Annotated in this window: 11 protein-coding genes; 3 read left to right on the top strand and 8 right to left on the bottom strand. The window is 69.8% G+C overall.

Annotated features, from left to right (window positions below):
• The first annotated feature begins 103 nt into the window (after positions 1-103).
• Together lepA and VKV26_24700 are read left to right on the top strand one after the other, a co-directional pair.
• Positions 104-1,936 (top strand): translation elongation factor 4, encoded by a 1,833-nt coding sequence (gene lepA / locus VKV26_24705; protein ID HLZ73118.1) that lies wholly within the window; start codon positions 104-106, stop codon positions 1,934-1,936.
• A gap of 139 nt (positions 1,937-2,075) precedes the next feature.
• Positions 2,076-2,408, top strand: a complete 333-nt coding sequence (locus VKV26_24700; GenBank protein ID HLZ73117.1) for an antibiotic biosynthesis monooxygenase family protein — start codon at positions 2,076-2,078, stop codon at positions 2,406-2,408.
• On the opposite strand, the gene VKV26_24695 is transcribed toward VKV26_24700, so the two are convergent.
• The 5 genes from VKV26_24695 to cmk form a co-directional block, all read right to left on the bottom strand.
• On the bottom strand, positions 2,380-3,723 hold the full coding sequence (locus tag VKV26_24695; protein ID HLZ73116.1) for a hypothetical protein: 1,344 nt from the start codon (positions 3,721-3,723) through the stop codon (positions 2,380-2,382). The two genes, VKV26_24700 and VKV26_24695, sit on opposite strands and share 29 nt — an antisense overlap.
• A 119-nt stretch (positions 3,724-3,842) precedes the next feature.
• Positions 3,843-5,696 carry a glutamine--fructose-6-phosphate transaminase (isomerizing) gene (gene glmS, locus VKV26_24690; GenBank protein HLZ73115.1) on the bottom strand — a complete coding sequence of 618 codons (1,854 nt, stop codon included), beginning with the start codon at positions 5,694-5,696 and terminating at the stop codon, positions 3,843-3,845.
• Between the two features lie 149 nt (positions 5,697-5,845).
• On the bottom strand, positions 5,846-7,312 hold the full coding sequence (locus VKV26_24685; GenBank protein ID HLZ73114.1) for a DUF512 domain-containing protein: 1,467 nt from the start codon (positions 7,310-7,312) through the stop codon (positions 5,846-5,848).
• 8 nt (positions 7,313-7,320) lie between these two features.
• Positions 7,321-8,079 (bottom strand): lysophospholipid acyltransferase family protein, encoded by a 759-nt coding sequence (locus tag VKV26_24680; protein HLZ73113.1) that lies wholly within the window; start codon positions 8,077-8,079, stop codon positions 7,321-7,323.
• Positions 8,076-8,816, bottom strand: coding sequence for a (d)CMP kinase (gene cmk, locus VKV26_24675; protein ID HLZ73112.1), 741 nt, complete (start codon positions 8,814-8,816; stop codon positions 8,076-8,078). The genes VKV26_24680 and cmk overlap by 4 nt, the downstream gene beginning before the upstream one ends.
• Before the next feature lie 155 nt (positions 8,817-8,971).
• Here cmk and VKV26_24670 point away from each other — a divergent pair, with 155 nt between their 5' ends.
• On the top strand, positions 8,972-11,863 hold the full coding sequence (locus VKV26_24670; protein HLZ73111.1) for a copper resistance protein CopC: 2,892 nt from the start codon (positions 8,972-8,974) through the stop codon (positions 11,861-11,863).
• Between the two features lie 36 nt (positions 11,864-11,899).
• Here the strand turns inward: VKV26_24670 and VKV26_24665 are convergent, their stop codons facing one another.
• The 3 genes from VKV26_24665 to VKV26_24655 form a co-directional block, all read right to left on the bottom strand.
• Positions 11,900-12,277, bottom strand: coding sequence for a hypothetical protein (locus VKV26_24665; GenBank protein HLZ73110.1), 378 nt, complete (start codon positions 12,275-12,277; stop codon positions 11,900-11,902).
• A gap of 7 nt (positions 12,278-12,284) precedes the next feature.
• Positions 12,285-12,737, bottom strand: a complete 453-nt coding sequence (locus VKV26_24660; GenBank protein HLZ73109.1) for a VOC family protein — start codon at positions 12,735-12,737, stop codon at positions 12,285-12,287.
• 100 nt (positions 12,738-12,837) lie between these two features.
• The gene (locus tag VKV26_24655) at positions 12,838-14,037 is read right to left on the bottom strand and encodes a CoA transferase (protein ID HLZ73108.1); all 1,200 of its coding nucleotides are present in this window, start codon (positions 14,035-14,037) and stop codon (positions 12,838-12,840) included.
• Positions 14,038-14,062: the final 25 nt, after the last annotated feature.

Below are 14,062 nucleotides of genomic sequence, written 5' to 3'. Positions count from 1 at the left end.
GCTCCCTTCGCGCGCCGCGTGCTCAGCCGCGCGTACGGGCAGTGTACCGAATCAACAAGGCGCCAGGCGGCGGCGAACAGCCCCTGTGCTACGATATTCCGGCATGGATCAGAGTCGTATTCGCAACTTCTGCATAATCGCCCACATCGATCACGGCAAATCCACGCTCGCCGACCGTCTGCTGGAAGCGACGGGCACGCTCTCCTCGCGCGAGATGGAGGAGCAGGTGCTCGACACGATGGAGCTTGAGCGCGAGAAGGGGATCACGATCAAGGCGCAGGCCGTGCGCATGTTCCACACCGCCGCCGACGGCCGCGAGTACGAGCTGAACCTGATCGACACGCCCGGACACGTCGACTTCACCTACGAGGTCTCGCGCAGCCTCGCCGCCGCCGAGGGCGCGGTCCTCGTCGTGGACGCGGTGCAGGGCATTCAGGCGCAGACGTTGGCCAACGTCTACCTGGCGCTCGACCACAACCTGATCCTGATCCCGGTGATCAACAAGATCGACCTGCCCAACGCCGAGCCCGAGCGCGTCAGCCAGGAGTTGCAGGACGTGATCGGCTTCGACCGCGAGGAGATGGTGCTCGCCTCGGCCAAAGAGGGCACCGGTGTGCAGGATCTGCTCGAAGCGATCGTGCGCCGCATCCCGCCGCCGAAGGGCGACCCGGCGAAACCGCTGCGGGCGCTGATCTTCGACTCGAAGTACGACCAGTACAAGGGCGTGGTCGCCTACGTGCGCGTGGTGGATGGCCACGCCTCGGTGCGGCGCGAGCTGGCGCTGATGTCAACCGGACTTGAGCTGCAACCGGTTGAGATCGGCACCTTCCGCCCCGCCCTGCTGCCCGGCGCCGAGCTGCAAACCGGCGAGGTCGGCTACATCGCTACCGGCCTCAAGAACGTGAAGGACTGCCAGGTCGGCGACACCTTCACCGAGGCGGCGCGGCCGGCCGCGGTGCCGCTCAAGGGCTACCAGCCCGCCAAGCCGATGGTCTTCGCCGGCATCTACCCGCAGCAGGCGAACAACTACCCGCTGCTGCGCGACGCGCTCGACAAGCTCAAGCTGAACGACGCCGCGCTCATCTATGAGCCGGAGAACAGCGCCGCGCTCGGTTTCGGCTTCCGCTGTGGCTTTCTGGGTGTGCTGCACATGGAGATCGTGCAGGAGCGGCTGGAGCGCGAGTATCAGCTCGAGCTGATCGCCACGGCGCCGAGTGTCGAGTACCAGGTCACGCGCACGGACGGCGGCGAGGTGGTGATAGACAACCCGGCCGAGCTGCCGCCGCCGGAGAAGATCGCCGAGATCCGCGAGCCGTGGATGAACATCTCGATCATCACGCCCAGCCGCTACATCGGCCCCGTGATGGAGCTGGTGACGAACCGCCGCGGCGCCTTCAAGAAGATGGAGTATTTAGAGCACGGCAACGAGGGCTCGGCCACGGCGGCGGGCGAGGCGCGCGTGCTGCTGGAATACACGATCCCGCTCTCCGAGATCCTGGTGGACTTCTACGACCAGCTCAAGTCCGGCACGCAGGGCTACGCCTCGCTCGACTACACCTTCTCGCACTACGAAGCCGCGAAGCTGGTGAAGCTCGACGTGCTGGTCAACGGCGTGCCCGTCGATGCGCTCTCCTTGATCACCCATTCCGACCGGGCCCAGTATCAGGGACGGCGGCTGGTCGAGAAGCTGCGCTCGTTGATCCCGCGCCAGTTGTTTGACGTGCCCGTGCAGGCGGCGATCGGCGGGCACATCGTCGCGCGGGAGACCGTTCGGGCGATGCGCAAGAACGTCCTCGCAAAGTGTTATGGCGGCGACGTGACGCGCAAGCGAAAATTGCTGGAAAAGCAAGCCGAGGGTAAGAAGCGGATGAAGCGCGTGGGCAGCGTTGAGATTCCACAGGAGGCGTTCCTCGCCGTGCTCAGCCTGGAGGACTGACGCACGCGTGAGTCCTGAGGGTTGATCGTAATGCGCTCCCGCCCGCGCTGCCGGCATCGGCGAGGCCGCTGGTGCGAAGCCGGCCCGTCCTGAAGGCAACATTCTGCGCCGCTCACCCCAGGCGCGCCGGAGGTGTACCGTGCAGCATTTGGTCACCAACTGGCACGTCGACCGCCACAGCGCGGGCGAATGGGAGACGATCTGGCAGGAGATGCACGAGCTGGCGCGCCAGACACCAGGCTTCCTGCAGGCCCGTTTGCTGCGCTCGGTCGAACATCCGGGCAAATTCGTTGTCTACGCGCTGTGGGCCTCCCGTGAGGCATGGGACGTCTACTACGGGCTGCCGCGCATGCACGAATTGACTCACGCCAGCTTCCGCCTGCTGAAGGGGCCACCGATCCAGGAATGGTTCGACGTCGTCGCCGACGTCGCGGCCGAGGGTGTTACGCCAGCTCTGCCGCAGTCGGGATGACCTCCGGCCCGACCTCGCCCGTGGCCTTCAGCAGCCGTTCGCGCAGCATCGAGCGGCGCACGGCGTCAAGCGGCTCATCCAGCACACAGCGCACCATCTCCAGCAGCCGCTCTGTAGTCAGCAGGGCATACCGGTAGTTCTCACAGGCGATGCGCAGCGTCTCGCTCGCCTGCGCCTCGCGCATCTCCGGCCGCTGCTCGCGGAAGCCGTTAATCACGATCAGGCCGCGCTTTGGCTCGCGTGTGTCGAGCAGGTCCTTCTCCAGCCGTTTCTGCAAACGGAAGTAGGGATACTCCGGCGCCGGCCCGCTCGAGCCCTGCACCTCGAAGAACGCCTTCAGCGACCCGTCCGCGATCCAGCCCGGCTTGTCCGGGTCGTCTTCCACCTCGAAGCCCAGCGTGCGGAAGGCGTCGCGCACAACCGGCTCCAGGCCGAGCGCTCCCTCCTGCCAGAGCAGCGCCCGGTACTTCGCGACCTTCTCCAGTTCGACCATCGCCTCGCCGAGCGAGCCTTCGGCCGCATGCAGCGCAGCGCTGGCCGCCTGCGCCTTTGTCTCCAGCTCCTCAACGCCGGGCAGCGGGATCTCGCGCGCCCAGCCCGGCTCTTCCTGCGCCCCGTCCTTGAGCGAGGCGCGGCGCAGCGCCTCCAGCATCTGCGTCGCCATCTCGAAGCGCGGGTCGCCGTAGGCGATACTGCCGAGTGCCGGCAGGAAGACGACCTTGCCGTTGCCGACGCGCAACTCGACGCCCACGGCCGCGCCGCCGGCGCTGCGGGCGAAGACGTGGCCGAAGCTGGGAAAGCCGGGGGTGTTTTCATCGAAGCGGGCGTGGTAGGCGATCCAGCGCGCGTTCGCTTCGACGAAGCGGGCGAACGGGTGCAGCGGATCGGTGATGTGCACGTCGCTGCCTTCGGCGCGCAGCAGGAAGGGCGGCTCCCAGGCGACAGCGGCCGGCGCCGGCAGCCAGGCGTAACGATCGCAGCCGGCAAAGCCGGCTACACCCTCGTGCAACACGTTCGGCCGGGCGAAGACGGCGATCACGCCGCCGTTCTGCAGCAAGAACTGCGCCTCGGCGCGGCGTCGCTTGATCATCTCCGCCAGGCTCACGGCCAGCGGCCCGGTCGGGCGGTTGACGATCGGCTCCTCCGCGCGGGTCTGGTGCTCCTCGCGCTGCTCCAGCACGTCCTCAATCACCTGCGAGACGGAGAGCGGCTCGACCAGCACGCCGTCATAGTCAAACCACGACGGCGCCGTGAGCAGGTTGTAGTTGTCGATCTGCGGACTCGGCAGCGGAAAGCCGATCACCAGGGCGCGCATGAACCATCCTTCGGGCACGCCGCCAGGCGGCGGCACACGCATGGCGTTTGCGGCGCCGCCGGGGCGACGGGCGCACAGGCATGGTACACGGAGCGCGAGTTTTGGCGGGAGTCGGCGCCCTACTCCACCGTCACGGTCTTCGCCAGGTTGCGCGGCTGGTCCACGTCGTTGCCGCGCCAGACGGCGATCTCGTAGGCCAGAAGCTGGACGTGAATGGCCGTGAGCAGCGGCAGCAGCAGCTCGGGCGCCTCCGGAAGCCAGAGCACATCGTCCGCGAGCGCGGCCAGCTCGGTATCGCCCCGCGTGCCGATGGCGATGCAGCGGCCCTCGCGCGCCTGGATCTGCTGAATGTTGGAGACGATCTTCTCGAACAGGCGGTCGCGCGGCGCCAGCATGATCACCGGCATCTCCCGATCGATCAGGGCGATCGGGCCGTGCTTCATCTCGCCGGCGGCGTAGCCCTCGGCGTGGATGTAGGCGATCTCCTTCAGCTTGAGCGCGCCTTCCATCGCCAGCGGGAACTGCAGGCCGCGGCCCAGCAGCAGCATATTGCGCGACTCACCGTACTTGCGTGCCAGCGCGGGGTAGGGGCTGTCCTCCGCCTGCGCCGCCTCGCAAAGATCGCCGACCAGCTTGACCAGCTTCGCCAGATCGTCGAGCAGGGCGCCGAGCGCCGTGCTGTTCAGCGTCTCCTGCTGGTAGCCAAGCCAGGCCGCGAGCATATACAGCGCCGCGATCGAGGCGGTGAACGTCTTCGTGCTGGCGACACAGATCTCCGGGCCGCAGCGTGTCAGCACCGTGCCGCCGGCCACGCGCGTTGTTTGCGCCCCCTCGACGTTGCAGATCGTGATCTGCGGGCAGCGATGGCGGTCGGCCTCCTCCATCGCCGCCAGTGTGTCCACCGTCTCGCCCGATTGCGAGAGCGAGACGATGAGCGTATCGGGGCCGATCACCGGCGCCCGGTAGCGGAACTCGCTGGCGTTGTCGACCTCTGTGGGCAGACGCGCGATGCGCTCGAAGTAGCTGCGGCCGATCATCGCCGTGTGCAGGCTGGTGCCCATGCCGATCAGCACGACGCGGCGGATGGCGGCGATCTGCGCCGCGGTGAGCTTGACGCCCTCGAAGTGGATCGTGCCTTCTTCGAGGTTGGCGTACTGGCGAATCGTGTTCAGCAAGGCGGCCGGCTGCTCGAAGATCTCCTTCTGCATGAAGTGCCGGTACTGGCCCTTCTCCGCTGCCGCGTAGTCGTAGGCGATGGTGATCGGCCGCTTGGTCAGCGGCCGCCCGGCCGCGTCGCTGTACTCGGCGCCTTCGCGAGTGACGCAGACGATCTCGCCGTGCGAGAGGTACGCCACCCGCCGCGTGCGCTTCAGCAGCGCCGGCAGATCGGAGGCGAGCAGCATCTCGCCGTCGCCGTAGCCGACGACGACGGCGCCGGCGTTGGCCACGCGGGCGCCGACGATCTTGTCCGGCTCGCTGCGGGCGATCACCACCAGCGCCGCCGCTCCTTCCAGCCGGTTGATCGTCTGGCGCACCGCCTCGACAAGGGGCAGTCCCTGCTTCATGCACGCTTCGATAAGGTGGGGAATGACCTCGGTGTCGGTCTCGGAGACGAGCTTGTGGCCGGCCGCCTTCAGCTCGGCGCGCAGCGCGGCGAAGTTCTCCACGATGCCGTTGTGGATCACGACCACGTTGCGCTCGCAGTCCAGGTGGGGATGAGCGTTCTGGTCGGTGACGCCGCCGTGCGTGGCCCAGCGCGTGTGGCCCATGCCCAGCCTGCCGGCCGGCAGCCGGCCGTCGACGGCCGTGGCGAGGATGCCGAGCTTGCCGGCGCGCTTCTCGATGCTGAGCTGGTCGCCGTCAAGCACGGCGATGCCCGCCGAATCGTAGCCGCGGTACTCCAGACGTGCCAGCCCCTCCAGCAGGATCGGCGCCGCTTCGTCGCCGCCCACGTAGCCGATGATTCCGCACATGCGCTTCGCTCCCCAGTGGCGCCGCTCTACCGGCGCCCCGCTGCGGGTTCAAGATCGAAAGCTTCCGCCGCCCTCTTTAGCGAATCTTCCCGGATCGGAACCACGATTGCGTCGCCGCTCACTGTCTGATGGACGTCGGCGATTCACGCTCATGACGCCCAGAACTTGCCGTTTGTTGAGCGGCCCGGCCCCGGCGCCGCCACGGCGCCGCGCTCCTGGAAGTCGAGCAGCTGGTCGAGCAATTCGCTCCACAGCGAGGCGAAGGCGACCGGACGTCCGATGGCGTGGGCAATGTCCGCAGGCGTGCCGTCATCCAGTTGGTGACGGCCGAAGTAGTCGAGCGCGGTGCGCGGCAGAAAGACCAGCTCGCCGAGCGACTCGGCGCGCAGTGCCCCGATCGTGTCGCCCGCGCCCAGCAGGCCGGAGACGTTGATGCGCGGGCCGAACAGCGTATTCTCGATCGGCACGACGTTGAAACGCAGGCCCGTGGCCGCGCCCACTTCCTCGGCCAGGTACGCCAGCGTCGGCGCGATCAGCGTGCCGCAGCCCAGCGTTACGTCGAGCGGCCGGAAGGCGATGCCGCGCCGCCCCAGCCAGCGCAGCGCCCGCCGGCAGTCGTCGATCAGCCGGCGCGTCATGCCGATGCCGTTCTCGTACTGTTCGAAGCCGTCGTAGAGCGACGCGCCGGGCACGGGCACGCCCGCGCTCAGGTAATACTCGTCCGCGAGGTAGACGATGCCCGCGCCCGTCGCCTTACGGAAGGCGCGCTGCCACGGCCGCACAGCGGCGATCAACTCGCGCGCGAACGCGGGCTCGCAGGCGTCAAGATCGTCTTTGCCCCGTGCGGCGGCGCGCTCTTCGTACTGCATCGTCGCGCCCACCGGCACAACGGAGACGGACTGCACGACCGGGTAGAGCGCGGCCAGCTCGTGCACGCTGCGTTCGAGCTGGGCGCCGTCGTTGACGCCGGGACAGAGCACGATCTGCGTGTGGCAGCGGATGCCGAACGAGCCCAGGCGGCGGATCTGGTCGAGAATGTCGTCCGCCGCCAGGTAGCCGAGCATTGCACGGCGCAGCGCCGTGTCGGTGGCGTGCACGCTGACGTTGAGCGGGCTGAGCCGCTGCTCGGCGAGCCGCCGCCAGTCGGCCTCGCCCAGATTGGTCAGCGTGACGAAGTTGCCGTGCAGGAAGCTGAGGCGGTAGTCATCGTCCTTCACGTACAACGTGCGGCGCATGCCCTTGGGCAAGCCCTTCAGGAAGCAGAAGAAGCACTTGTTGGCGCAGATGCGCGTGCCATCGAAGGTCGCGGCATCGAAGGCGAGGCCGATCGCCTCGTCCGGATGTTTCTCGATCACGACGCGGCGCAGCGTTGCGCCGTCGTCCAGCGCCAGCTCGACGCGCGGCTCCGCGGCGTGGAACTGATAATCGACCACGTCACGCAGGGCATGGCCGTTGACGGCCAGCAGGCGCATGCCGGCACGGACGCCGGCCTCTTCGGCCAGGCTGCCGGGCTCGACGGCGTCGATCAGGCCGCCCACCCCGCTGCCCTGGTGCGCGCGCGGCGCAGAGACCGGGGCAGCGTCCACCTCAAGCAATTGCAATCGTTCGCCTGCCATAGCAGCCTTTAGTCTACCCCGCGGCGAGCTTCCGGCGGCCGAGCCGGTGGAGCTGGTGCCGGCGCCTCCGCCTGAGCAGCAGGTTCGTCGCTCCAGGCGCCGCGGTAATCCGGCGGCAGCAGCGTGGCGATGCTGCGCATGATTGTCCGCGTGCCGGCTTCCACAGCGGCGCGGTCGATCTTGTCAGCTCGCGCCAGCACGAACGGTTCGCCGATCGTGACGGTGATGCGCGGCCGGCGCAGCAGAATGCCAGGACCGTGAATCCGCTCCGTGCCCGTGATCGCCACGGGCAGGACGGGAGCGCCGCTGCGCAGTGCGATCAGTGCGGCGCCGGGATACGCCTGCTGCATACCGGTGCCCGTGCGGTTGCGGTGCCCCTCCGGCAGGATCGCCACGGCTTCGCCCGCCTTCAGCAGCTCTTGCGCCCTGCGCAGCGCCGCCAGGTCTGCCTCGAAGCGCCGCACGGGAAAGGCTCCGAACAGGCGGATCGGCAACCCCTTCACGCCGCCGCGGAACAGCTCGATTTTGGCCATGAAGCGGATGCGCCGGGTGCGCAGCGTGGCGCCGATCAGCGGCGGATCCGCGTTGTTCAGGTGGTTGGCGACGATCAGCAACGCGCCGCGTCGCGGAACGTGCTCGCGCCCGCGCACGCGCCAGCGGCCGAAGCACCAGACCACCGCCGCCATCAGCCGCGTGGTAGCCCAGTAGAACAGGGCCACCACCCGGGCAGGCAGGGGACGCGGTGCGGCGTCGCTGCGGTTGCTCATCGCGCCGGTTGCGCCTGCGGACCGAAGCTGCGCTGCGCCAGTTCCAGCACGCGCGCCACGACATCGTCTTCGCCGAGGCCATCTGTGTGCAGCACGATCGCATCGGCGGCCGCCGCCAGTGGCGAATCGGCCCGCTCGCTGTCCAGCCGGTCGCGCGCCAGCGTTTCGGCGAGCACCGCCGCGGGCGCGGACGGCCGCCCGCGCCGCGCCAGCTCGGCGGCGCGGCGCCCGGCGCGGGTCTCGGCGGAGGCGTCCAAGAAGACTTTCAAGCGAGCGTCGGGCAGCACCACGGTGCCGATGTCGCGGCCGGCCATCACCACCGGATGTTCGGCAGCCAGCTCGCGCTGCAGGGCAACCATGCGCCGCCGCACGCGCGGCACGGCCGAGACGATCGAGACGGCCCGTTCCACCGCCGGCGTGCGCAGCATAGGCGTCGCGTCTTCGCCGTCCACGATCACGATCGCGTACTCGGCGCTGCCCGCTGCGGGCGGCCGCACGCACATCGTCGCAGCCTCGGCCAGCGCACTCACCCGTTCCGCATCCCCGGGATCGATACCGCGCTGCAACGCCAGCCAGGTGATGGCACGGTACATCGTGCCGGTATCGACAAATGGCCAGCCCAGCGCGCCCGCTACGCGGCTGCCCACGCTGCTCTTACCCGAGGCGACCGGGCCGTCGATGGCGATTGCACTGCTCGCGTCGCGCCTCCCCGCGGCGATCGATCCGCTGATCGCCACGACCCCCGCCAGTATATGAGAGGCGCCGAACCCGGCCAACGGCCCGCGGCGCCGCGTACGCCAAGTCCTTCAAGGCGCCAATCCCGCCGCGGCGGCTTCGGCCCGGCCGCAGCCCGTTGCTAGACTGCAGATGAAGGGTCCGAAGCACGGCCGCGATGACGAATTGCTCCAGGTCTCCGACCGCACGACAAGGCCACCTGCCTGCGGGTCGCGCCGCCGCGCTCGTCCTCGGGCTGCTGTTCGTCCTGACGGCGCTGCTTCAGCCGGCTCGGCCCGCGCAGGCGCACGCGATCTTTGAATCGGCCACGCCCGCGCCGGGCGCCCGCCTCAGTGCCGCGCCGGCGCAGATCCGCATCGTCTTCAGCGAACCCCTGAACGCCGGCGAGAGCGGCATTGAGCTGCTCGCCTCGTCGGGTAGCCGCGTGCCAGCGCGCAGCGCCGGCGCGGACCCGGCCGACAACCGCGCCTACACGGTGATGCTGCCGCCGCTCGCTCCCGACGTGTACACCGTCGCCTGGCACACCGTCTCGCTGGTCGACGGTCACGAACGGCGCGGCGCCTACAGCTTCACCGTGCTTGAGCCGGATGGCGCCGCCCCGGCGGCGCAGCGGCCCGCGGCGGCACCGGGCGAGCCGCTGCAACTGCCGGGCGCCGCCAGCGCCGCCACGCACTGGCTCGCGCTGCTCGGGTACTTCCTGCTGGCGGGCACGGCGCTGTTCATGCTCATTGACGGCGCCTCGGCGGCGGCCACTTCGGAACGCCGCCGGACCATCATGCTCGGCGTCGGCTTGCTCTTGCTCGGTGGCGCGGGGGAACTGTTCGCGCAGTGGCTGCCGCACGGCAGCCTCAGCGGGGCCGGCGCCGTCGCAGGCAGCCGCAGCGGCGAATGGTGGTTGCTGCGCATGGCCGTGGCCCTGGCGCTGCTCCCGATCTGCGCCGGGCGCCCGCCGCGCCGGCTCACGCGCATCGCTCGCTGGCTGGCGGCCGGCGCTGTGCTCTCGATCGGCGCCGGGTTCGCCGCCACCAGCCACGGCGCCGCCTCCGCCGATCCGTGGTGGGGTGCGGCTTTCGACTTCGTACACCTGATCGCGGCTGCGATCTGGATCGGCGGCGCGATCGTGCTGGCACCGGCGCTACGCCGCGCCCACCGCGCCGGCGAACCCGGGCGGGTTGCTTGCCTGGTGAAGCGCTTTTCGCTGGCGGCAGGCGCCGCCGTGCCGGTCGTGCTGCTGAGCGGCCTGGCCAGCGCGGCGGTTGAGCTGCATGATCCGGGCGACCTGTTGCGAGGCGGCTACGGCCGAGCCCTGCTGATCAAGGTGCTGCTTGCCGGCGCCGTGCTCGCCCTCGCCGCGGCGAACGCCCTTGTGCTGCGACGCGCCTTCCTTGCGCGGACGGCCACGGGGCGGCTCTTCCCCCCCGGGGTGATCGCCGAGGGCAGCGCGGGCCTGCTCGTCCTGGTCGCGGCTGCCGCGATGACGCTATACGCGCCCTCTCGCGCGGTCGACGCAGCCCATGCAGCCGCCGGGCGCTTCGCCGCCGATCCGAATCCCGCCGCCAGCTTCACGGCGAACCTCCGGCTCGGCGGCCACCCGGCGACGCTCAGCCTCACGCCGGCCACGCTCGGCGCGAACGCGGCGCGTCTCGAGGTCGAGGGCGGCTCTGACGGCCGGGGTGCCACGCTGACCCTCACCTCTCCGTCGGGCCAGAGCTCGACGGCCTTCCTGCCCAGCACGGGAACCGAGCCCGGTGGGAACGCTATCTATCAAGGGCCGCTCAATTTGCGCGGCGTGGCGGGTGAGTGGCATGCCACGATCGCACTGCAACGGGGGAGCAACAGCGCGGCCGTGGCCGTCAGCATCGCCCCGGCGGCCACCGACCATGCCATCGCTGGGCCCGCTCCCAGCTGGCTGCTGGCGCTCGCGCTGCTCAGCGGCGCCGCCGCGCTGCTGGCGCTGACGCGGGCGCCGCTGACTCGGGCCGTGCGCGGCGGCGCCCTTGGGCTGTGCGGCGGCGTGTTGACGGCAGCGGTGGTCGTCAGCGCCGTCACGGCGATGCGTGCGCCGTCGGCCAGTCCCTCCGGGGCGTGGGGCCGGACGGCGCGGGTCCAGGCGACCATCCAGGCCGGCCTGCAGAGCTGGGCGATTCCCACGGCGCACGCCGGCCTGATGATACCCGCGGTCGGGCCGGACGGCGCCGTCTGGATCGGCGAGATGGACACGAACAAGCTGGCCCGCCTCGATCCGACCACCGGTGCGGTGCAAGAGTTCAGCTTCGGCGGCGTCTATCAGGGCACGATGGGCGTCGCCGTGGATGCGGGCAACCACGTCTGGCTGGCGCAGCAGTCGGCCGGCGTGCTCGGCCTGTTCGATCCGGCTACCGGCGCCTACCAGGCGTTCACGCCGCCGACCGCGCGCCCCGCGCCTTCGGGCATCGCGCTTGCGCCGGACGGCGCCGTCTGGCTCACGGAGATGACGGCCGATCAGATCGTGCGCTTCGATCCAGGGACACGCCTCTTCCGAGAGTTTCGCCTGCCGACCGCGGACGCCGCTCCCTACTGGCTCACCGTCGCGGCAGACGGCCGCGTCTGGTTCAGCGAGCTGTCTGGCCTGCGCATCGGTGTGCTCGATCCGGCAAGCGGCCGGGTGACGGAGTACACGACGCCGAACGCCGAACATCCCGTGGGCATCGCGGCCGGTGCGAACGGCCTCGTCTGGTTCGTCACGACCGAAGGCAGCGTCGTGCGCGTCGAACCGGCCAGCGGCGCGATGACCGCGACGCGGGCGCCGGAAGCCGGTCTGTACGGCGTCGCGATCGGCGCGGACGGCACGGTCTGGATCGGCTCCGCCAACGGCAACGCCGTGCTCGCCTACGGCCCGGCTACGGGGCGCTTCGTTATGCACGCGGTTCCCGCGGGCAGCGGGCCATGGTGGCCCGCGGTGGGCGAGGACGGCAGCGTCTGGGTGGCGCTCGCGGGTCAGCCCACCGGCGCGCTGGCTCGCCTCCAGGCGCCGCCGGCGGCCGCACCGGCGCTGAATCGTCTGCGCTGACGCTCGCTTCGGCGCCTTGTGGTGCCCGCGGCGCGGCTACCTGACCGCGAGCAACTCGCGCAGGCCGTCACAGACCAGGCGGACTTGCGCCGCATCCCCCAGGTCGATGCCGATCGAAGGGCCGGCCTTCGAGCCGAGGTTGAGCCCGGCTTCGTCCAGCACGTGGTAGAAGCGTGCGGCGCGACCACGCGGCCCGCCCAGCGCGTCGGGGTAGAGATACAGCGTTGCCGTGTGCCGGCCCCCGCTCAGGGTGGCGAATTGCCGCGCAGCGCCGGCTTCGGCCACTGAGTAAAGCAGAACTGCCGCCAGCTCACGCTCGACACAGCCGCCGGCGACCAGGGCGCCCCGGATTCGGTCAAACGGCGCCGTGCGCTCAACCTCAGACGGCGTTGGTGAGCGGAAAACGCGATGCATCTCCCGATCAGGCCAGCGCGGCCGCGGGCGTGTCGAGATCAAGCGGCGTCATGCGGCCCATTCCGTCGGCGTGGTAGTCATCTTCCGGCACTTCGCAGTAGATCTCGACCATATTTCCTTCCGGGTCGCGACAGTAGATGCTCTTGGTGAAGGCATGGTCGGTCGTGTGATCCACATCTACTCCGTGCTCTTTGAGCCTGCGGTACATGCGCACCAGGCTGTCGAAGCTGTCTATCACCAGCGCCATGTGTGCCAGCCCGACCTGATCCGCCTTGGGCAGCTCGGCATTCTCGCTGACTTTGAACACGGCGATATCGTGGTGATACTCATCGAAGCGGAAGAAGACGCCGCGCTCGCTCTCGGTCGCAATCTTCATCCCAAGGATGTCGCGGTAAAACCCCTTCGCCGCCTCCAAATCGCGCATCTTGATCACAATGTGGCCCACACGCTGGATCGCCATCGCCGTCCTCCACGTCTTCCGCCGGCGGCTGCTTCCGCGCCGCAGCGTTCGCGTTGGCATGGATGATAGCAGAGCCGTCAACGCGCCGGCGCAGCCGCAACTACGGGATCACACCCGCCTCCTTCAGCGTGACGAGGCGGTTCCAGTCCAACCCCAGTTCCAGCAACACCTCTTCCGTGTGCTGGCCCAGCTCGGGCGCCGGGCCGCGCGGTTGCCAGGGCGTGCCGTAGAAGTCGGCGGGCGTCGCCACCATCTGCGCCGGTCCATCGGGCAGCGGCACCTCCACAAAGGCGCCGGCAGCGGCCATCACCGGGTCGGCGATCACCTCGGCCGGCGTCTGCACCGGCGCAAACCAGACGTTCTCGCGGTCGAAGATCGCGCTCCACTCGGCTGCGCTCCTCTCCGCCATCACCGCCTCGATCGCTCGCACCAGCGGGTCGGCGTTCGCGGCGCGGTCTACGATCGTCAGGAAGCGCGGATCCTGCATCCACTCCTCGTGGGCGATGGCGCGGCAGAAGTCGGGCCAGTGCCGGTCGCCCTGCAGCATCAGCAGCCAGAGCGTGTGCCCGTCTCCGCAGCGATAGGGCAAAATCAGGGGATTGGGGAAGGCGTAGCGTTGCGCGGGCTCGATCGGGACGCCGAGCCGCAGCGCCATGTTCAGGTCCCAGCCGATCGTATAGGCGCCCGTGCGCGCCAGCGAGACGGCGACCATCTGCCCCTCGCCGCTCCTCTCGCGGCGGAAGAGGGCGGCCGCGATTGCGCCGGCGGCCTGGGCGGCGGCGTTGTGGTCGCCCATGCCGCCGCGCTGCAGCGGATACTCCTGGCCGGGCGCGGTGAGCAGGCTGGCGATGCCGGCGCGCGACCAGAAAGCGCCGACATCATAGGCAGCGCGGTCCCGCTCCTCGCCGTCGGGGCCGTAGCCGGTCACCTGGCAGTAAACCAGGCGCGGATTGCGCTCCCGCAGGCAAGCGTAGTCCATGCCCAGCCGCGAAAGGGCGCCGGGGCGGTAGTTACTGACGAAGACGTCGGCCTGTTCGACAATCTGCAGCGCCAGCTCGCGGCCCTCCTCCGAACGCAGATCGAGGCAGACGCTGCGCTTACCGCGGTTGTCCAGCTCGAAGATTGGGTTGATCGACACGGCACCGCCGAGCAGCGAAAGGATGCCGCGCATCGGATCGCCCTCGGCCGGCTCGATCTTGACCACATCGGCGCCCCAGTCACAGAGCATGCCTGACGCGGCCGGCCCCGCAACCCAGACGGCCATCTCGACAACCTTCACGCCCTCCATCGGTCCAGCCATGCCCAAAGCCTCCGTCGCAGTGCAG

It is taken from the genome of Dehalococcoidia bacterium, assembly GCA_035310145.1.
Taxonomy (GTDB): Bacteria; Chloroflexota; Dehalococcoidia; order CAUJGQ01; family CAUJGQ01; genus CALFMN01.
Note: the sequence above shows the minus strand (reverse complement) of the source record. Positions and strands in the feature narration are given on the sequence as shown.

Bases quoted from the DNA above. Each gene is read 5' to 3' on its own strand.
- VKV26_24695 (HLZ73116.1), bottom strand. From the start codon at position 3,723: ATGCGCGCCCTGGTGATCGGCTTTCCGCTGCCGAGTCCGCAGATCGAC.
- VKV26_24655 (HLZ73108.1), bottom strand. From the start codon at position 14,037: ATGGCTGGACCGATGGAGGGCGTGAAGGTTGTCGAGATGGCCGTCTGG.
- VKV26_24685 (HLZ73114.1), bottom strand. From the start codon at position 7,312: ATGGCAGGCGAACGATTGCAATTGCTTGAGGTGGACGCTGCCCCGGTC.
- VKV26_24665 (HLZ73110.1), bottom strand. From the start codon at position 12,277: ATGCATCGCGTTTTCCGCTCACCAACGCCGTCTGAGGTTGAGCGCACG.
- glmS (HLZ73115.1), bottom strand. From the start codon at position 5,696: ATGTGCGGAATCATCGGCTACGTGGGCGGCGACGAAGCGGCGCCGATC.
- lepA (HLZ73118.1), top strand. From the start codon at position 104: ATGGATCAGAGTCGTATTCGCAACTTCTGCATAATCGCCCACATCGAT.
- VKV26_24670 (HLZ73111.1), top strand. From the start codon at position 8,972: ATGACGAATTGCTCCAGGTCTCCGACCGCACGACAAGGCCACCTGCCT.
- VKV26_24680 (HLZ73113.1), bottom strand. From the start codon at position 8,079: ATGAGCAACCGCAGCGACGCCGCACCGCGTCCCCTGCCTGCCCGGGTG.
- VKV26_24660 (HLZ73109.1), bottom strand. From the start codon at position 12,737: ATGGCGATCCAGCGTGTGGGCCACATTGTGATCAAGATGCGCGATTTG.